Here is a 19,232-nt window from a genome sequence, read left to right as displayed (position 1 = left end):
GCAATTAAAGCAGGCCAGGCGCGAAAAGGCCCGTTTAAATCCCTAATGGCTCAGTGCCACTTGATAGGCCAAGGGCATATCCGGCCGCATTCAATCCAGCAAGTCGAGCTGCAAATGCTCTGCCACCGCATCAGCAGTAGCCTGCTTGAGCTTCGGCACCCGCCCCAGGCACGGGGCAGGTAGTCGCTCCGCCAGGCTGGCGAGGTTTTCTTCCAGCCGCGAGGTCCGCGGTTCGATGATATTCGCCACCCAGCCTGCCAGTTGCAGCCCGTCGCGGGCAATTGCCTCGGCACTGAGCAGCGCGTGGTTGATGCATCCCAGGCGCACCCCAACCACCAGAATCACCGGCAGTTTCAGGGAAATCGCCAGGTCAGAGAGGTTGGCATGGTTGGACAATGGCACGCGCCAGCCGCCTGCACCTTCGATCAAAGTGAAGTCTGCGCCCTGCCCCAGCACATGGCGCATGGCCTTTGCCAGCACAGTGACTTCCAGCGCGACATTCGCTTCCCGGGCCGCCACATGCGGGGCAATGGCCGGCTCGAAGGCAAACGGGTTGACCTCCTCGTAGGCAAGCTTGATCGAGCTTTCGTCGATCAACGCCTGGGCGTCACTGTTGCGCAGGCCTTTGGGCGTCATCGAGCAACCCGAAGCCACCGGCTTCGCGCCCAAGGTGCTCAACCCCTGCAAGCGGGCCGCATGCAGCAGCCCGGCGGCGATGGTGGTCTTGCCGACATCGGTGTCGGTCCCGGCAATGAAATAGGCCTGGCTCATGCTGCTCCTCTCATGCCTGTGGCTTGCGCAACACACCATAGACCACCTGATAGGTGGCGGGCAGCCCCTGAGGCTGGCGAAACGCTTCGTAAGCCTGCAACAGGCCTTGCATACGCGCACGGCCGGTCAGGCCGGAAGGCCGCCCGGGGTTGAGGTTGTGCGCACCGAGCGCCTTGAGTTCATGGGTCAGGCTGCGCACATCGGGGTAGTGCAGCACATGGGCCTGGCGCCGCAAGCTGACCTCGGAGAGGCCACTGGCTGCACACAGGCGCTGGTAGTCTTCAAACCTTCTGAAGCGATTGACATGCACCATGCCATCCACGGCCTGCCAGCTGGCGCGCAATTCATCGAGCGTGCCGACGCACAGGCTGCTGAACGCCAGCACCCCGCCCGGGCGCAATACTCGCCGGGCCTCATCCAGCACACTGGCGAACTGACCGCACCACTGTACCGCGAGGCTGGTGAACACCAGGTCGACACAGGCGTCACGCAGCGGCAGGCGCTCGGCATCGCCAGCCACATGGTAATGCGCCCCGCCCAGTTCGCCACGCGCGTGGCACAACATGCCTTCGGCTATATCCACAGCTACGCCGCTGGCCTGGGCAAAACGCTCGCCCAGTACCCGGCTGAAATGCCCCGTGCCACTGCCAAGGTCCAGCCAGCGCGTCGGTGCCACGTCATCCGGCAACTGCTCCAGCAGGCTCATGCCCACCGCACGCTGCAGGGCCGCAACACTGTCGTAGCTGGCTGCCGCCCGGGAGAACGAGGCGGCCACCTGGCGTTTGTCCGGCAGCGCGCCGGGCAGGGTTGGACGGGAAAGGTCAGTCATCGCCACTCTCATGCAGGAAACTCTTGATGCCCGCCGCCAGCTCCTGTGGATACTCCAGCAGGAAGGCGTGGGAACTGTCTTCGACCAGGCCGACTTCCACATCGGGCAGCAGCTCGCTCAGCGCTTTGGCCACCTCGGCCGGCACCAGCGCATCGCTGCCGGCGAACAGGTGCAATTGCGGGCCGCCATAGGCCTGCAGGGCCTCACGGGTATCGAGTTTGGCCAGCACTTCAAGGCCGGTGGCCAGGTACAGCGGATCGGTGTCCGGCACACCGATACCCAATTGGCGCAGCAGCGTGCGAGGTTGCAAGGCACCGTCGCTGCACAGGGTGCGGAAACGCTTGAGGGTCACCGACGTGTGGCTGCGGCAACCATCGAGAAAGGTGCCGAAGGTATCCTCGGCCATGCCATGGGGCCAATCGGCGCGGGCCACGAAACTGGGGTTGCTGCCCAACGTCAGCAGGCCGCAGCAGTGGTCGCCACGCTTGCGCGCCAGTTCGCTGGCGAGCATGCCGCCGAGCGACCAGCCACCCAGCCAGGTGTCGCTGGGCACCTTGCGATCAAGGTAGTCCACCCAGGCTTGTACGTCGGCATCAGGCAGTTCCGGCAGGGGCATCAATTCGACCTGCAGGCGTGCGTCCTGGGCCCGCAGGCTGGCGGCGAGCGGCTCGAGGGCAGCAGTGCCCAGCCCCCAACCGGGAAAAAGGAACAAACGGTTACGCATCGGCGGCCTCCAGCTGTGGATAACACTCGGCCAATGCATTCAACAATAGCTGCACCTGCGCCTCGCTGTGCGGCGCGCTCAGGGTGACCCGCAGGCGGGCACTGCCAGCAGGCACCGTTGGCGGGCGAATGGCGGTCACCAGCAGGCCGCGGTCACGCAGCATGCGCGACAGCTTGAGGGCCTGGGCACTGTCGCCGATCAAAATCGGCTGGATCGGCGTCGGGCTGTCCATCAGTTGCAGGCCAATTTGCGAAGCCCCCTGGCGGAACTGGCGGATCAGCGCAGCCAGGTGCTCGCGGTGCCAGGTTTCACGGCGCAGCAGTTCCAGGCTCTTGAGCGTGGCGCAGGCCAGCGCTGGCGGCTGACTGGTGGTGTAGATGTAGGGCCGGGCGAACTGCACCAAGGCTTCGATCAGCTCTTCACTGCCTGCGACGAAAGCGCCAGCCGTGCCGCAGGCCTTGCCCAGCGTGCCGATCAGCACAGGTACATCATCGATGCCTAAACCGAAGTGCTCGACGATTCCGCCGCCCTGCTCACCCAACGTACCCAGGCCATGGGCATCGTCGACCATCAGCCAGGCGCCGCGGGCGCGGGCCACAGTGGCCAGGGCCGGCAGATCGGCGAGGTCGCCATCCATGCTGAAAACACCGTCGGTGACCACCAACGTGTTTCCAGTTGCCTTGTCCAGGCGGTTGGCCAGGCTGGCAGCGTCGTTGTGCAAGTAGCGGCTGAACCGGGCGCCACTGAGCAATCCACCGTCGAGCAGCGACGCGTGGTTCAGGCGGTCCTGCAATACGCTGTCGCCCTGCCCCACCAGCGCGGTGATGGCGCCCAGGTTGGCCATGTAGCCCGTAGAAAACAGCAGCGCCCGTGGGCGACCGGTCAGTTCGGCCAGCGCCTCTTCGACAGCATGGTGCGGCGAACTATGGCCGATCACCAGGTGCGAGGCGCCACCGCCGACACCCCAGCGCTCGGCGCCCGCTTGCCAGGCGGCGATCACTTCAGGGTGGTTGGCCAGCCCCAGGTAGTCATTGCTGCAGAAGGCCAGCAGGCGTTGGCCATCGACCACCACTTCCGGCCCCTGCGGGCTTTCCAGCAATGGCCGCTGCCGATACAGGTCTGCGGCACGCCGTTCGGCCAGGCGCGCCGCCAGGTCGAAAGCCATCTCAGGCAGACGCGGCGTCGTAGAACAGCTCACTGCTGCGTTGCTCGACCAAGGCCTGTTCGATGGCCGCCTGGTGCACTTCGTCGGCATGCTCTTCGCGGGCTTCAGGCTGGATACCCAGGCGAGCGAACAGCTGCATGTCTTTGTCGGCCTGCGGGTTGGCGGTGGTCAGCAGTTTCTCGCCGTAGAAGATCGAGTTGGCGCCCGCCATGAAGGCCAGGGCCTGCATCTGCTCGTTCATCTGCTCGCGGCCGGCGGACAGGCGCACGTGCGACTTCGGCATGAGAATCCGAGCCACTGCCAGCATGCGGATGAAGTCGAACGGGTCTACATCCTCTTCATCGGCCAGCGGGGTACCGGCGACCTTGACCAGCATGTTGATCGGCACCGATTCCGGGTGCTCGGGCAGGTTGGCCAGCTGGATCAGCAGGCCGGCGCGGTCGTCCAGCGACTCGCCCATACCGAGGATGCCGCCAGAGCAGATCTTCATGCCGGCATCGCGCACGTAGGCCAGGGTCTGCAGGCGCTCGCTGTAGGTACGGGTAGTGATGATGCTGCCGTAGAACTCAGGCGAGGTGTCGAGGTTGTGGTTGTAGTAGTCCAGGCCGGCCTCGGCCAGGGCCAGGGTCTGATCCTGGTCGAGCTTGCCGAGGGTCATGCAGGTTTCCAGGCCCATGGCCTTCACGCCTTTGACCATCTCCAGCACGTAGGGCATGTCCTTGGCCGACGGGTGCTTCCAGGCCGCGCCCATGCAGAAGCGGGTGGAGCCGATGGCTTTGGCGCGAGCCGCTTCCTCGAGCACCTTCTGCACTTCCATCAGCTTTTGTTTTTCCAGCCCGGTGTTGTAGTGGCCGGACTGCGGACAATATTTGCAATCCTCCGGACAGGCACCGGTCTTGATCGACAGCAGCGTCGAAACCTGTACGCGGTTGGGGTCGAAATGCGCGCGGTGCACGGTCTGCGCCTGGAACAGCAGGTCATTGAAAGGCTGCTGGAACAGTGCCTTGACTTCAGGCAGGGACCAATCGTGACGTGTTGTTGCAGTTGTGCTGGCGCTCATCGGCGTTTCCTTGTTTAGGCTGTAACTGGCGCCGAGGTACAAGTGCCCGCCAGCGCATCACGGATAGCTCGCATACTCATGGATGGCCTATGAACTGTCAACCTTGGTTAAAAGCACTGGTTTACAACTGTACAAATATTAATCATATCTGTTTGCTATGCGGCGAACTTGCCGAACAGCATTACCCGTTGTGCGCCGCCTGCGAGCAGGAACTGCCCTGGCTCGATGAGTATTGCCTGCGCTGTGCCCTGCCATTGCCGATGGCCGGCCTGATCTGCGCCCAGTGCAGTCGCCGCCCGCCAGCTTTTCAGCAGGCCATAGCGCCCTGGCACTATGGGTTCCCGCTGGACACGCTGATCAGCCGCTTCAAGCACAACAGCCAATGGCCGCTGGGGCGCCTGATGGCCGAACTGCTGGGCCTCCACATGCACCATCGCTATCAGGAAGGCCTGCCCAGGCCAGACCTGTTGTTGCCTGTACCGCTGGCCCGACGCCGGCTGCGCGAGCGCGGCTTCAACCAGGCCGGCATGCTCGGGCGCTGGCTGTCCAGGGCACTGGCGATCGAATGTGATGAACGTCTGTTGCTGCGCACGCGTGAAACACCGGCACAGCAGAGCCTGGACGCCCGTGCTCGCCGGCGTAATTTGCGCCAGGCGTTCGCGCTGTCCAGCGAGGCAGCAATCGAGGGCCGCCACGTTGCCGTGATCGATGATGTCATGACCACCGGAGCCACCGCGCAGGCCATTGCGCAGCTGTTGCACCTGGCAGGTGCGCGCAGGATCGATGTGTATTGCCTGGCACGCACGGCAAAACCGGGGCAAGCTTGACGGGTCATCACCCGATAGGCCGCCCCATGTCCCTGCCCGCCCTCCTCACCCAGCATATTGCACGCCGTCCGCAGCGCATCAGCCTGCTCCAGCACATTGCCGAACAAGGCTCGATCACCCGCGCGGCCAAGGCTGCCGGCATCAGCTACAAGGCTGCCTGGGATGCGATAGATGAACTCAACAACCTGGCCAGCAAGCCCTTGGTCGAGCGCAGCACGGGCGGGCGTGGCGGTGGCGGCGCAAGGCTGTCCATGGAAGGCGAGCGGGTGCTGCGCCTGTATCAGAAAGTGCAGGCACTGCAGGCACAGATTCTCGACGCAGCGGAAGAGTCCAGCGACCTGGATCTGCTCGGGCGCCTGATGTTGCGCACCAGTGCACGCAACCAGCTGCAGGGGCAGGTCAGCGGTTTGCGCAGGGAGGGCCGGCATGATCGGGTCAGCCTGGCATTGGGCGGCGGGCTGGAGATCGATGCACTGATTACCCCTGACAGCACGGCGCGGCTGGAGCTGACATTGGGGACCACGGTGGTGGCGCTGCTCAAGGCCGGGTGGGTGCAGTTGCTGGCAGCAGGGGATGAGGCGGATGCGGGTAGCAATGTGCTGAACGCCACCGTCGAAGCGGTGCTGGCGGATGCGCAGGGGGACAGCGAGGTGCGGTTGGCGCTGGGCAATGGGCAGACGTTGTGTGCCTTTGCCGAAGCGGATTGGCTGGGCGAGCAGTCGGTCAGTGAAGGATGCCAGGTACGCGTACAGTTTCATCCTTCCCATGTGTTGCTTGGGGTACCGGTTTAACCTGCGCCGGCCTCTTCGCAGGTACTGCATCCTGTTCAAGTGTTGTACGAATTCTGTGGGATCGGGTTTACCCGCGACAGGGCCCGTACCGGCAACATCTGGGCAGGCCTTGGAATGGGTTACCATGCCAGCATGCCGCCCACCCCCGGAGCCACCATGTCCCACCCCTTCGACACCCTCACCCCCGACCTGGTCCTGGACGCCGTGGAAAGCCTGGGCTTTCTCAGCGATGCCAGGGTCCTGGCGCTGAACAGCTATGAGAATCGCGTCTATCAGGTGGGCATCGAGGATTCGCAACCGTTGATCGCCAAGTTCTACCGCCCCGGGCGCTGGAGCGATGCGGCGATTCTCGAAGAGCACCAGTTCACCGCCGAACTGGCCGCCTGCGAAGTGCCCGTGGTCGCGCCGTTGCAACACCACGGCCAGACCCTGTTCGAGCACAAAGGCTTCCGCTTCACGCTGTTCCCGCGCCGAGGCGGCCATGCACCGGAACCCGGCAACCTCGACCAGCTCTACCGCCTCGGCCAGTTGCTTGGCCGCCTGCACGCGGTAGGGGCTGCGCGCCCGTTCGCACACCGCGAAGCGCTGGCTGTGGACAACTTCGGCCATGCCTCGCTGAACACCCTGCTCGACGGTGGTTTTGTCCCCAGGGACTTGCTGCCGGCTTTCGAGTCCGTGGCCCGGGATCTGCTCAAGCGGGTCGAGGATGTCTTTGCCCGCACCCCGCATCAGGTCATCCGCCTGCATGGCGACCTGCACCCCGGCAACCTGATGCACCGCGACGAGGTGTATCACGTGGTCGACCTGGACGACTGCCGCATGGGCCCCGCTGTGCAGGACCTGTGGATGATGCTCGCCGGCAGCCGTGAGGAACGCCTTGGGCAGTTGGCCGAACTGATCGACGGCTACAACGAGTTCCACGATTTCGACCCGCGCGAACTGGCCCTCATCGAACCGCTTCGCGCCCTGCGCCAGCTGCATTACAGCGCCTGGCTGGCGCGGCGCTGGGACGACCCGGCGTTCCCGCCGAGCTTTCCGTGGTTCGGCCAGCCGCGTTACTGGGGGGACCAGATCCTCGCCTTGCGCGAGCAATTGGCGGCACTGGATGAACAACCGCTGAAATTGTTCTAGAAGCCAGCGCGCCTCTGTCTACAATAGGCGTCGCTTTATTGAGCAAGGACTCTCCATGCACGCTGCAAACCCGCGCCGCGGGTATCTCCTGGGCCTAGGTGCCTACATCATCTGGGGCTTGTTCCCGCTGTACTTCAAAGCTATCCAGAGCGTTCCGGCGGTTGAGATCATCGTCCACCGGGTGCTCTGGTCGGCCCTGTTCGGTTCATTGCTGTTGCTGGTGTGGAAGCACCCCGGCTGGTGGCGCGAGCTGCGTGATAACCCGCGCCGGCTGGCTATCCTGGCCCTGAGCGGGACATTGATCGCCGCCAACTGGCTGACCTATGTCTGGTCGGTGAACAACGGTCGCATGCTCGAAGCCAGCCTGGGTTACTACATCAACCCCTTGATCAATGTGCTGCTGGGCATGCTGCTGCTCGGCGAGCGCCTGCGCCGCCTGCAATGGCTGGCGGTGGCCATGGCGGCGGTGGGCGTAGCGCAGCAGGTCTGGCAAGTCGGCAGCCTGCCATGGGTGTCGCTGGCGCTGGCCCTGAGCTTTGGCTTCTATGGCCTGATTCGCAAACAGGCACCGGTGGCGGCGCTGCCCGGCCTGGTAGTGGAAACCTGGATGCTGGTACCGCTGGCACTGGGCTGGTTGCTGCTGCATCCGACAGCGATGAGCGCACAAGCTGACTTTTACGCCAGCAGCGAGGCGCTGTGGCTGATGGCGGCAGGGCCGGTGACACTGGTGCCGCTGGTGTGCTTCAACGCGGCAGCGCGGCATTTGCCCTATACCACCTTGGGCTTTCTCCAGTACCTGGCGCCGACCTTGGTGCTGCTGCAAGCGGTGCTGCTGTTCGATGAGCAGCTGTCGTCGAGCAGCTTGCTAGCGTTCATCTTCATCTGGGCGGGGTTGGCGGTGTACAGCGTCGACGCCTGGCTGAACTTGCGCAAGCGCGCCTGATCAAAAAACGATCAAAATTGTGCAGGCCACGCCGCTCGTGGCCTGCATCAACATCTCCAAAGGTTATCCACACCCTCGTCCCCGCGCTTTGTGCACAAGCGGCTGATTTATGTACGTTTTTTGATCAAACCTCGGAAAGCCTTGCCGTTCCTGGGCTGGAGAGCTGCGCCCCCAGCTTATCCACAGGGCCGTCCCCGTGAAATCGGGATAACCCGATCACTCTTCCGGCCGTAACTTCAACTCCACCATCAGGTCGTCCGCCAGGCTCTCCAGCTTCTGTTGCAGCTCATCCAGCGACAGGGTCAACGGCAGCGCCAACAGCGCGTCGGCATGGAACAACGGCTCACTGCTCATCGGCGCTGGCCGCACTTCGGTGGTGAAGCGCTCCAGGTTCACCCCCTGGTCCGCCAGCAGGCGGGTGATATCGCGCACGATGCCCGGGCGGTCATTGCCTACCAGTTCCATGGCGATCGGTTTCCAGGTACATGACGGTTCGATGCCGCTCTCGGCAATGAGCACGCGAATGTCGTATTGACCCAGCGCCTGCAACGACTTCACCAGTTCGTCGTAGTTTTCCGCCGGTACCGCCACCCGCAGGATCCCGGCGAACTGCCCGGCCATCCGCGACATGCGGCTCTCCAGCCAGTTGCCGTTATGGTCGGCGATGCACTGGGCAATGCGCTCGACCTGGCCGGCCTTGTCCGGGGCAATCACGGTCAGTACAAGATGATCCACAGGCCCTTCCTCGGTGTCGGGCCGCCCAAAGGCGGCGTAAATACGGGGGATCGACTCAGTATAGGCAAGGCGCGGCAACCTGCCGCAGGGCAATCGGCATGACAAATCGTGTACTGTTTCAAGATTTATCTGGAACAATCCACCCGTTTTTTGCGAACATACGTTCTCCCAGCGTGACCATACGCGACCAACCGGTCGCATAACGGCGCTTTTAGTCTGATTTTGCCTCGTCTACTGCTTCATGTAGTATCCCGTGGCGCGGACTACAAAACGTCGTTTGGATGTCTGCCAAGGCGCCTGTGAAAATACGCACACTGTCTGCCAGCCCGTCTGGCAGGCCGCACCCAGCCGCGCTCGTGCCATCCGACGAGGGCAAGCACTGGAACGTGTTTAGAGAAGCGCTACAGGCTTAATACAGAAGAGCGAAATAGCTGAGCAGAGTGAGGCAAGCAATGACTGGATACGTTCAAGTCGGTGGCCTTCAGGTCGCCAAGGTCCTGTACGACTTCGTGAATAACGAAGCCATTCCGGGGACCGGCATCGTCGCCGAGCAGTTCTGGGCCGGTGCAGAGAAGATCATCAATGACCTCGCTCCAAAGAACAAAGCCCTGCTCGCCAAGCGCGACGAGCTGCAAGCCAGGATCGACGCCTGGCACCAGGCACGCCAAGGCCAGGCGCACGACGCCGTAGCCTACAAAGCATTCCTCCAGGAAATCGGCTACCTGCTGCCACAAGCCGACGATTTCCAGGCCACCACCCAGAACGTGGACGAAGATATCGCTCACATGGCTGGCCCGCAGCTGGTCGTTCCGGTGATGAACGCCCGCTTCGCCCTGAACGCCGCCAACGCCCGTTGGGGTTCGCTGTACGATGCCCTGTACGGCACCGACGCCATCAGCGATGAAGGCGGCGCCGAGAAAGGCCAGGGTTACAACAAGCGCCGCGGCGACAAGGTCATTGCCTTCGCCCGCGCCTTCCTCGACGAAGCCGCGCCACTGGCTGCCGGTTCGCACGTTGACTCCACCGGCTACCGCATTGAAGGCGGCAAGCTGGTCGTCACCCTCAAAGGCGGCAGCAACAGCGGCCTGCGTGATGATGCCCAACTGGTCGGTTTCCATGGCGACGCCAAGGCACCGACCGCTGTGCTGCTCAAGCACAACGGCCTGCACTTCGAAATCCAGGTCGACGCCAGCACGCCAGTCGGCAGCACCGATGCCGCCGGCGTCAAAGACATCCTGATGGAATCGGCACTGACCACCATCATGGACTGCGAAGACTCGGTCGCCGCCGTGGATGCCGACGACAAGGTCATCGTCTACCGCAACTGGCTGGGCCTGATGAAAGGCGACCTGGCCGAAAGCGTGAGCAAAGGTGGCAAGACCTTCACCCGCACCATGAACCCGGACCGCGAATACGCCGCGCCCAACGGCGGCAGCGTAACCCTGCACGGCCGTTCGCTGCTGTTCGTGCGTAACGTCGGTCACCTGATGACCAACCCGGCAATCCTCGATGCCCAGGGCAACGAAATCCCTGAAGGCATCCAGGACGGCCTGTTCACCAACCTGATCGCCCTGCACAACCTCAACGGCAACACCAGCCGCAAGAACACCCGCACCGGCAGCGTGTACATCGTCAAGCCGAAGATGCACGGCCCGGAAGAAGTCGCCTTCGCCGCCGAGATCTTCAGCCGCGTCGAAGACCTGCTGGGCATGAAGCGCAACACCGTGAAGGTCGGCATCATGGACGAGGAACGCCGTACCACGGTCAACCTGAAGTCCTGCATCAAGGCGGCCGCCGAGCGCGTGGTGTTCATCAACACCGGCTTCCTCGACCGTACCGGTGACGAAATCCACACCTCGATGGAAGCCGGCGCAGTGGTGCGCAAGGGCGCCATGAAGAACGAGAAGTGGATCGGCGCCTACGAGAACAACAACGTCGACGTCGGCCTGGCCACTGGCCTGCAAGGCCGTGCGCAGATCGGCAAGGGCATGTGGGCCATGCCTGACCTGATGGCCGCCATGCTCGAGCAGAAGATCGCTCACCCACTGGCCGGCGCCAACACCGCCTGGGTACCGTCGCCAACCGCCGCCACCCTGCACGCCCTGCATTACCACAAGGTCGACGTGCAGGCGCGTCAGCGCGAGCTGGCTTCGCGCACCCCGGCTTCGGTCGACGACATCCTGACCATCCCGCTGGCGGCCGACACCAACTGGTCGGCTGAAGAGATCCGCAACGAGCTGGACAACAACGCCCAGGGCATCCTCGGCTATGTCGTGCGCTGGATCGACCAGGGTGTGGGTTGCTCGAAGGTTCCGGACATCAACGATGTCGGCCTGATGGAAGACCGCGCCACCCTGCGCATCTCGGCCCAGCTGCTGGCCAACTGGCTGCGCCATGGCGTGGTCAGCCAGGAGCAGGTGCTGGAAAGCCTCAAGCGCATGGCTGCAGTGGTCGACAAGCAGAACGCCGGTGACGCCCTGTACCGCCCGATGGCGCCGAATTTCGACGACAACATCGCGTTCCAGGCGGCGATCGAGCTGGTCATCGAAGGTGCCAGGCAGCCGAACGGCTACACCGAGCCAGTGCTGCACCGCCGCCGTCGCGAGTTCAAGGCGCGTAACGGGCTGTAAGTAATACCTGCGCCCGGGGCTGCTTGGCGGCCCCGGGCCAGTACTAGCCGATCTTCAGTTCTTTCTTCACCAACCCCAGCAGTTTCTCCAGATCCACCGGCTTCAGCAGAAAATCCACCACCCCCAGGTGCATCACGTCCACCGCCTCCTCCACATCGGTGTCGCCCGACACCACGATGATCGACAATGCTGCCCGTTCCGATTCGCGGATCTGCCGTATCAGGTCCAGGCCATTGCAGGGCTGCATCCGCAGGTCGGTGATCAACAGCGCAATGCGCGGCTCGTAATGCAGCTTGAACATCGCTTCCTCTACGCCGTCAGCGGTCATGCATTCGATACCCCAGCTTTTCAGGTACCACTTCAGCGCATCGCTGTTGACCGGGTCGTCATCGACGATCAACACCACCGGGCTGTGCGCAAGGGGCGCACTGAGCACGGCCAGGGCCTCGCGTTCGGCGTCACTCAGGATGTCGTCATGCTCAGCCATGTTCATCTCGTCAAAAAAAAACCGCTCAAGGGTTATGACCACGAAAGCTACGTAACCCGGCTCACCTTTCGTCGGCGCTTTGACAGCCATGGTTCACTAGACTTACGTCCAATGGGCACCACCCCGCTGCCAGCCGACCATGGGGGCCGAGAACAACAAGGCCGGCACCTATATATAGATATATATAGTTCGGCGTAGCGATACGGTCAGTGTCATGAGCAAAAAGGACGCCTACAGTCAGGCGGGTAGAACGGCAGTACTACAGAACATCCAGGGCACCCTGCAGTTCCTGCAGCGTTTCCCGCCGTTCAACCAGATGGAGCAGAGCCACCTGGCCTTTCTGGTGGAACAATGCCAGCTGCGCTTCTATGCCAGCGGCGAAAGCATCATCAAACCCACGGATGGCCCCGTCGAGCACTTTTACATCGTCAAGCAAGGCCGTGTGGTAGGCGAGCGCCAGCACCTGGTCAAGCCCGGGGTGGAAACCACCTTCGAGATCACTGGCGGTGAATGCTTCCCGCTGGCGGCGCTGCTCGGCGAGCGTGCCACGCGCACCGAACACCTGGCGGGTGAAGACACCTTCTGCCTGCAGTTGAACAAGGCCGCGTTCATCCGCGTGTTCTCGATGTCGGATGTGTTTCGAGACTTTGCACTGCGCGGTGTCAGCAGCCTGCTCGACCAAGTCAACCAGCAGGTACGCCAACGTGCAGTGGAAACCCTTGGCACCCAGTACTCGCTGAATACCCCGCTGGGCGAACTGGCCATGCGACACCCGGTGGTCTGCGCACCGGATACACCGCTGCGCGAGGCGGTGCGGCTGATGCATGAACAGCAGGTGGGCAGCATCGTCGTGATCGACCCGCAGCGCTACCCGATCGGCATCTTCACCCTTCGCGACTTGCGCCAGGTGGTGGCCGCCGCCGATGCCGAGCTCGCTGCACCGATCGAACGGCACATGACAGCGAGGCCCTTTTACCTCAGCCCCCAGGCCAGCGCCTTCGATGCCGCCATGGCGATGACCGAACGGCACATCGCCCATGTCTGTCTGGTGGAAAACCTGCGGCTGTGTGGCGTGGTTTCCGAGCGTGACCTGTTTTCGTTGCAGCGGGTCGACCTGGTACACCTGGCGCGTACTATCCGCCACGCGCCACGCCTTGATTCGCTGGTACAAATGCGCGGCGAGATCGGCCAACTGGTCGAGCGCATGCTCGCTCACGGCGCCTCCTCGACCCAGATCACCCAGATCATCACGCTGCTCAACGACCACACGGTATGCCGGGTGATCGAGCTGGCCATAGCCGAACGCGGCGACCCCGGCGTGCCGTTCAGCTGGCTGTGCTTCGGCAGCGAAGGGCGCCGCGAGCAGACCCTGCATACCGACCAGGACAATGGCATCCTCTTCGAGGCCGCCGACGACGCCCAAGCCGAGATCATTCGTGCACGCTTGCTGCCCTTGGCGCAGTACATCAACCAGTGCCTGGCCCAGTGCGGTTTCACCCTGTGCAAGGGCAACGTCATGGCCGGCAACCCCGAGTTGTGCCTGTCACGTGCCCAGTGGGCGCGGCGCTTTGCCGGTTTTGTGCGCGAAGCCAGCCCAGAGAACCTGCTGGGTTCGAGCATCTACTTCGACCTGCGCGTGGTCTGGGGCGATGAACAGGGCTGTGAACAGCTGCGTCGGCAGCTGCTGGAGCAGGTGGCGGACAACCGCATCTTCCAGCGCATGCTGGCCGATAACGCGCTGCGCCAGCGTCCACCCGTGGGCCGCCTGCGCGAATTCGTGCTGACCCGCCAGGGCAATGACAAGGCCGCCACACTAGACCTCAAGGTCCAGGGCCTGACCCCCTTCGTCGACGGTGCCCGGCTGCTGGCCCTGGCCAATGGCATTGGTGCTTGCAACACCCTCGAGCGCCTGCGTCAGCTGGTCGACAAAGGGGTCATCGAAGCGCTCGATGGCGCGGCTTATGAAGAGGCCTACCACTTCATCCAGCAAACCCGCATGCAGCAGCACCAGCGCCAGACCCGCGACAACCTGCCCTACTCCAACCGCCTCGATCCAGACAGCCTCAACCATCTGGACCGGCGCATCCTGCGCGAATCCCTGCGCCAGGCCCAGCGCCTGCAGAGCAGCCTGGCGCTGCGGTATCAGTTGTGAGCCTGTTCGCCTGGCTGCGCCCCGCGGCCCCACTGCTGGACGACGCCTTGCGCCAGCGCTTGGCCCGGCTGCCCAAGGCACGGCCGTTGGGGGTGTGCTCGTTGCGCGAGCAGCGCTGGGTCGTGCTTGATCTGGAAACCAGTGGCCTGAACCCCCATCGCGACCTCGTGCTGTCGATCGGCGCGGTGGCCATCGAAGACGGGGCCATCGATTTCGCCCAGCAATTCGAACGCACCCTGCACCGCCCTGAGCAGAAAACCAACGCCAGCGTGCTGATCCACGGCCTCGGGCCGAGCGCCCTGGCGGCTGGCTGCGACCCGGCCGAGGCTTTGCTCGACCTGCTCGAGTTCGTGGGCGACAGCCCGGTGCTGGCGTTCCATGCGCCGTTCGACCAGCGCATGCTTGCCCGGGCCTTGAAAGAAAGCCTCGGCTATCGCTTGCAGTTGCCTTTCCTCGACGTTGCGGAACTGGCGCCGATGCTCAACCCCGACACCGTATTGCGCGAAGCCGGGCTGGACGACTGGGTGGCGCGCTTCGGCCTGCAGGTAGATGAGCGTCACCATGCCAGCGCCGATGCGCAGGTCACGGCTGAGCTGGCGTTGATCCTGTTCAGCCAGGCCCGGCGCCAGCAGCTCGACAGCCCATTGCAACTCGAACAGCGGCTGGCCAGCTGGCGCCGGCGCAAAGCGCATCACCACGGTCTTTGATGATGGCAATCCGATAAGCGTCCATTGCACCCCACCCCCCGCCTCTGTAACAATCGCGAATAATTATCGTTAGTTAATGCATTCGTTCCGGGGGACGCTGCATGTCTGCTGCCCACAGCCCACACGCCGAACTGGTCGGCTCGCTGTACCGCGACCATCGCGGCTGGCTGCTTGCCTGGCTGCAGCGCAACATGGCCTGTCGCCAGCGCGCCGAAGACCTGAGCCAGGACACTTTCGTGCGCCTGCTCGGCCGCGACCAGCTGGACACCCCGCGCGAACCGCGCGCCTTCCTTGCCGCCGTGGCCAAGGGCCTGATGTTCGACCACTTCCGCCGTGCGGCGCTGGAGCAGGCCTACCTCGCGGAGCTTGCGTTGATGCCCGAAGCGGAACAGCCCTCCCCGGAAACCCAGCAACTGATCCTCGAGGACCTCAAGGCCATCGACCGCCTGCTCGGCAAGTTGTCGAGCAAGGCCCGTGCAGCCTTCCTGCACAACCGCCTGGATGGCATGGGCCACGCCGAAATCGCCGAACGCCTGGGCGTTTCGGTGTCGCGCGTGCGCCAGTACATCGCCCAGGGCATGCGCCAGTGCTACGTGGCCCTGTACGGGGAGCCCAGGTGAACAACACACCGGTTTCGTCGCGCGTGCTGGAAGCCGCCATCGCCTGGAAAATGAGCCTGGACGATGGCAGCGGCACGCCTGACCAGCGCAACGAATTCATCCGCTGGCATGCCGCCAGCGAGGAACATGCCCGTGCCTGGCGCCAGCTCGGCGCGCTCGACCAGCGCGTCAGCGCCGCTGCCGGCCCGGCTCGCCAGGCCCTGCTGCAATCGCGCGCCAGCCTGCGCCGCCGGATAGGCAAGGCCGGCGGAGGGCTGGCCGGCCTGTTCCTGCTCGGTGCCCTGCTGGCCGGCGTCGGCACATCGTCGCTGGCACCCAGTTACTGGCTCGCTGACCAGCGCACCGCCACCGGTGAACTGCGTACCCTGCGTCTGGCCGACGGCACGTTGCTGAGCCTCAATAGCCACACCGCCGTGGATATCGACTACGACGGCGACCAGCGCGTGCTGGTGCTGCATCAAGGCGAAATTTCGGTGGAAACCGGCCACGACGATCCTCGGCCGTTACTGGTACGTACCGACGATGGCCGCCTGCGCCCGCTGGGCACGCGCTTCCAGGTGCGCCGTGAAGACCATGGCACGCGCCTTGAAGTCTTGCAGTCGTCAGTAGCCGCCATGCCGCACAACAGCGGCGACGAGCTGGTCCTGCACGAAGGCCAGCAAGTGCTGATGAACACCAACGGCCTCGGCCAGATAGGCACGGTGCCAGCCGGGGCCGATGCCTGGACCCGCGGCATGCTGGTGGTCGACAACATGCGCCTGGCCGACCTGCTGAAACAGCTGGGCCGCTACCGCAGCGGTCACCTGGGCGTGGCCGATGAAGTGGCCGACCTGCGCGTGACCGGCAGCTTCCCGCTGACCAACACCGACCTGGCCCTGGCTTCGCTCGTGCCGGCGCTACCGGTGAAGATCGAGCGGCATACGCCGTGGTGGGTGACCGTAGTTCCCAAGTAAACCTGTACGGGCCTCTTCACGGGTAAACCCGCTCCCACAGCAATCTCACCGTCCTTGAAACAGGGACGGTCCTTGTGGGAGCGGGCGAGCCCGCGAAAGGGCCGGTGCAGGTGAAAGCCAGATCCTGATAATTCTCACTTTTTTTCCGATTCCCCCTGTCACTTCTGAAATCTCGCTCGGCAAGGAAGCAGTAAGCACTTATCCGTCGAGGAACCGCTGCATGTCCCGTGCCGTTGATCGTATCCTGCGCCCCAGCCTGATGGCCCTGGCCATCGCCGTGGCCGCGCCCTTGTCCAGCACCGCCCTGCTTGCCGCCGAGCAGTCGGCACCACGCACCTACAACCTGCCCGCTGCGCCGCTGGCCACGACGCTGAACCAGATCGCCAGCCAGTCGGGCATCGCCCTGGCCATCGACCCGGCGCTGGTCAGCGGCCGTACCTCGGCGCCGGTCAACGGTCAATACAATGGCCTCGGCGCCCTGCAAGCCGCGCTGCAGGGCACCGGCCTGCAACTGCAGCAAAGCAGCGTGGGCAGCTACAGCCTGGTCGCCGTGCCGGATGGCGCCCTGGCCCTGCCGGAAACCACCGTGAATGCCGCCAGCGCGTCCGAGAGCGCCTGGGGCCCGGTCGACGGTTACCTGGCCAAGCGCACTGCAGCGGGAACCAAGACCGACACCGCGCTGGTCGAAGTGCCGCGGTCGATCTCCGTGGCCACCCGTCAGCAAATGAGTGACCGTGGCGTGCACAGCCTCGACGATGCCGTGAAATACATGCCGGGCATCGTCTCCGCCAGCTTCGGCAGCGACACCCGTTACGACTGGATGCGGGTGCGCGGCTTCGAGCCGACCCAGTTTCTCGACGGCCTGCCACTGCCACGCGGCGTATATGCCAACCCGAAGGCCGAAACCTGGAATCTCGACCGCCTGGCGCTGTTGCGTGGCCCGGCGTCCTCGCTGTATGGCCAGACCCCACCCGGCGGCCTGCTGGACATGGTCAGCCGCCGCCCGCAGGCTGAAAGCGCCCATGAAATCGAAGTGCAGTACGGCAGCGACAACCACCGCCAGATCAACTTTGCCAGCACCGGCAAGATTGATGACGAAGGCCGATTCCTTTACGGCGTCAGTGGTGTGATTCGCGATGGCGGCACGCAGATCGACCATATCGATGACAAGCGCTACAACATCGCTCCAAGCCTGACCTGGAACATCGACGACGATACCACGCTGACCCTGCTGACCCAGTTCACCCGCGACGATACAGGCGCCACCAGCCAGTTCCGGCCGATCCAGGGCACCAAGATCGACATGCCGTTCGGCAAGATCTCCCACCACAAGAACCTGGGTGACCCGGACTACGAGTTCTACGACCGCACCTACTACGCGCTGGGCTACGCCTTCGAGCACCGCATCAACGATGTCTGGCAGTTCCGTCAGAACCTGCGCTACACCAAGACGGACCTGGCGTTCCAGACCATCACCCCCGGCGCCTATAACCCGGGCACGCCGCCGGTGAAGGACGATGGCACTGTCAGCCGCATGTCCACCAACACCGATGAAGACATCAGCCAGTTCGCGGTGGACAACAACTTCCAGGCCGACTTCGCCACCGGCGACGTGACTCACACCCTGCTGCTGGGCCTGGACCACCAGCGCATCAATACCAACTACCTGTCGATCTTCGGCTTCAACGTGCCGGACAGCAACGTGAACAACCCGATCTATGGCGTGCCGATCACTCGCCCGGACCGCTCCACGGCGTTCTACGACTACGACCAGAAAACCTATCAGACCGGCGTCTACGTCCAGGACCAGATGGCCCTCGGCAACTGGCGCCTGACGCTGGGTGGTCGCGAAGACTGGGTGCACACCAGCACCAAGTTCCTCAACCAGGGCGATGCCACCAACACCCAGCGCGACAAGAAATTCAGCGGCAACGCGGCCATCAGCTACGTATTCGACTCGGGCTTCGTGCCGTACCTGTCGTATGCCGAGTCGTTCCAGCCATCCAGCAACGCTGCCGTGTCCGCCTCCGAGTCGTTCAAACCGACCGAAGGCAAGCAGTGGGAACTGGGCGTCAAGTACCAACCACCGGGCTCCAACACACTGCTCTCGGCAGCCGTGTATGACCTGACGCAGAAAAACGTCTCGGTCACCAACAACGAGGGCGGTGTGACCGTCACCAGCCAGACCGGCGAAGTGAAAGTCCATGGCCTGGAGCTGGAAGCGGTTTCCGACGTCACCGAAAACCTCAAGCTGACTGCGGCCTACACCCTGGCCAAGTCGGAAGTGCAGGACGGCGACTTCAAAGGCAATCGCCTGCAGCTGATGCCCAACCAGCAAGCCTCGCTGTGGGCCGACTACACCTGGCACAGCGGCGTGCTCGATGGCTTCGGCATCGGTGGCGGTGCGCGCTACACCGGCAACACCTACGGCGACCAGGCCAATACCTACCTGGGCAAGGCCAACGCCTACACCGTGTTCGACGCCTCGGTGCATTACGACCTCGGTCGCCTGAGCACTAGCCTCAAGGGCGCGTCGGTGGCGGTCAATGCCACCAACCTGTTCAACAAGGACTACATCTCCACCTGCGACAGTTTCTATTGCTACTACGGCGACGAGCGCAGTGTCGTGGCCAGTGCTTCCTACAAGTTCTGAGTGAACGGGGGCCGCGTCGCGGCCCCACGGTCCAACAGACAACATCGGTACCGT

General features: G+C 63.8%; 17 protein-coding genes. 10 read left to right on the top strand and 7 right to left on the bottom strand.

Features of this window, described 5'->3' with window-relative positions:
* Nucleotides 1–90 precede the first annotated feature (90 nt).
* The 5 genes from bioD to bioB are packed head-to-tail and all read right to left on the bottom strand — an operon-like array spanning nt 91 to nt 4,549.
* Nucleotides 91–771 carry a dethiobiotin synthase gene (gene bioD / locus L6D64_RS12790; RefSeq protein ID WP_176506054.1) on the bottom strand — a complete coding sequence of 227 codons (681 nt, stop codon included), beginning with the start codon at nt 769–771 and terminating at the stop codon, nt 91–93.
* Between the two features lie 10 nt (nt 772–781).
* Nucleotides 782–1,600, bottom strand: coding sequence for a malonyl-ACP O-methyltransferase BioC (gene bioC, locus L6D64_RS12785; RefSeq protein WP_176506053.1), 819 nt, complete (start codon nt 1,598–1,600; stop codon nt 782–784).
* Nucleotides 1,593–2,324 carry an alpha/beta fold hydrolase gene (locus L6D64_RS12780; protein WP_176506052.1) on the bottom strand — a complete coding sequence of 244 codons (732 nt, stop codon included), beginning with the start codon at nt 2,322–2,324 and terminating at the stop codon, nt 1,593–1,595. Before L6D64_RS12780 ends, bioC begins: the two co-directional genes overlap by 8 nt.
* Nucleotides 2,317–3,489: an 8-amino-7-oxononanoate synthase gene (gene bioF / locus L6D64_RS12775; protein ID WP_176506104.1), complete on the bottom strand. Its 1,173-nt coding sequence runs from the start codon at nt 3,487–3,489 to the stop codon at nt 2,317–2,319. The genes L6D64_RS12780 and bioF overlap by 8 nt, the downstream gene beginning before the upstream one ends.
* Before the next feature lies 1 nt (nt 3,490).
* Entirely contained in the window at nt 3,491–4,549 is a 1,059-nt protein-coding gene (gene bioB / locus L6D64_RS12770) for a biotin synthase BioB (RefSeq protein WP_176506051.1), read from the bottom strand.
* A gap of 89 nt (nt 4,550–4,638) precedes the next feature.
* On the opposite strand from bioB, the gene L6D64_RS12765 reads away from it, so the two are divergent.
* The 4 genes from L6D64_RS12765 to rarD all read left to right on the top strand — a co-directional run bounded on the left by L6D64_RS12765 (nt 4,639) and on the right by rarD (nt 8,241).
* The gene (locus L6D64_RS12765; protein WP_176506050.1) at nt 4,639–5,376 is read left to right on the top strand and encodes a ComF family protein; all 738 of its coding nucleotides are present in this window, start codon (nt 4,639–4,641) and stop codon (nt 5,374–5,376) included.
* Nucleotides 5,377–5,402: 26 nt separating this feature from the next.
* Nucleotides 5,403–6,167: a TOBE domain-containing protein gene (locus L6D64_RS12760; protein WP_176506049.1), complete on the top strand. Its 765-nt coding sequence runs from the start codon at nt 5,403–5,405 to the stop codon at nt 6,165–6,167.
* A 156-nt stretch (nt 6,168–6,323) separates the two neighbouring features.
* Complete coding sequence (locus L6D64_RS12755; RefSeq protein ID WP_176506793.1) at nt 6,324–7,298, top strand: serine/threonine protein kinase; 975 nt, start codon at nt 6,324–6,326, stop codon at nt 7,296–7,298.
* 55 nt (nt 7,299–7,353) lie between these two features.
* Complete coding sequence (rarD, locus tag L6D64_RS12750) at nt 7,354–8,241, top strand: EamA family transporter RarD (protein WP_176506794.1); 888 nt, start codon at nt 7,354–7,356, stop codon at nt 8,239–8,241.
* A 216-nt stretch (nt 8,242–8,457) separates the two neighbouring features.
* Here the strand turns inward: rarD and L6D64_RS12745 are convergent, their stop codons facing one another.
* Nucleotides 8,458–8,976, bottom strand: coding sequence for a glycine cleavage system transcriptional repressor (locus L6D64_RS12745; protein ID WP_176506795.1), 519 nt, complete (start codon nt 8,974–8,976; stop codon nt 8,458–8,460).
* A gap of 452 nt (nt 8,977–9,428) precedes the next feature.
* On the opposite strand from L6D64_RS12745, the gene L6D64_RS12740 reads away from it, so the two are divergent.
* Nucleotides 9,429–11,606, top strand: a complete 2,178-nt coding sequence (locus L6D64_RS12740; protein WP_176506796.1) for a malate synthase G — start codon at nt 9,429–9,431, stop codon at nt 11,604–11,606.
* Nucleotides 11,607–11,649: 43 nt separating this feature from the next.
* Here L6D64_RS12740 and L6D64_RS12735 read toward each other — a convergent pair whose 3' ends face one another.
* Entirely contained in the window at nt 11,650–12,093 is a 444-nt protein-coding gene (locus L6D64_RS12735) for a response regulator (RefSeq protein ID WP_236192458.1), read from the bottom strand.
* Nucleotides 12,094–12,307: 214 nt separating this feature from the next.
* Between L6D64_RS12735 and L6D64_RS12730 the strand changes: the two genes are divergently transcribed.
* The 5 genes from L6D64_RS12730 to L6D64_RS12710 all read left to right on the top strand — a co-directional run bounded on the left by L6D64_RS12730 (nt 12,308) and on the right by L6D64_RS12710 (nt 19,178).
* Nucleotides 12,308–14,245: a putative nucleotidyltransferase substrate binding domain-containing protein gene (locus L6D64_RS12730; RefSeq protein ID WP_176506798.1), complete on the top strand. Its 1,938-nt coding sequence runs from the start codon at nt 12,308–12,310 to the stop codon at nt 14,243–14,245.
* Nucleotides 14,242–14,952 carry a 3'-5' exonuclease gene (locus L6D64_RS12725; protein WP_176506799.1) on the top strand — a complete coding sequence of 237 codons (711 nt, stop codon included), beginning with the start codon at nt 14,242–14,244 and terminating at the stop codon, nt 14,950–14,952. Before L6D64_RS12730 ends, L6D64_RS12725 begins: the two co-directional genes overlap by 4 nt.
* Nucleotides 14,953–15,053: 101 nt before the next feature.
* Entirely contained in the window at nt 15,054–15,572 is a 519-nt protein-coding gene (locus L6D64_RS12720; protein WP_176506800.1) for an RNA polymerase sigma factor, read from the top strand.
* On the top strand, nt 15,569–16,525 hold the full coding sequence (locus L6D64_RS12715) for a FecR domain-containing protein (RefSeq protein WP_176506801.1): 957 nt from the start codon (nt 15,569–15,571) through the stop codon (nt 16,523–16,525). The genes L6D64_RS12720 and L6D64_RS12715 overlap by 4 nt, the downstream gene beginning before the upstream one ends.
* A gap of 220 nt (nt 16,526–16,745) precedes the next feature.
* Nucleotides 16,746–19,178, top strand: coding sequence for a TonB-dependent siderophore receptor (locus L6D64_RS12710; protein WP_176506802.1), 2,433 nt, complete (start codon nt 16,746–16,748; stop codon nt 19,176–19,178).
* Nucleotides 19,179–19,232 lie beyond the last annotated feature (54 nt).

The sequence above is a fragment of the Pseudomonas urethralis genome (assembly GCF_021602465.1).
GTDB lineage: Bacteria > Pseudomonadota > Gammaproteobacteria > Pseudomonadales > Pseudomonadaceae > Aquipseudomonas > Aquipseudomonas vlassakiae.
Note: the sequence above shows the minus strand (reverse complement) of the source record. Positions and strands in the feature narration are given on the sequence as shown.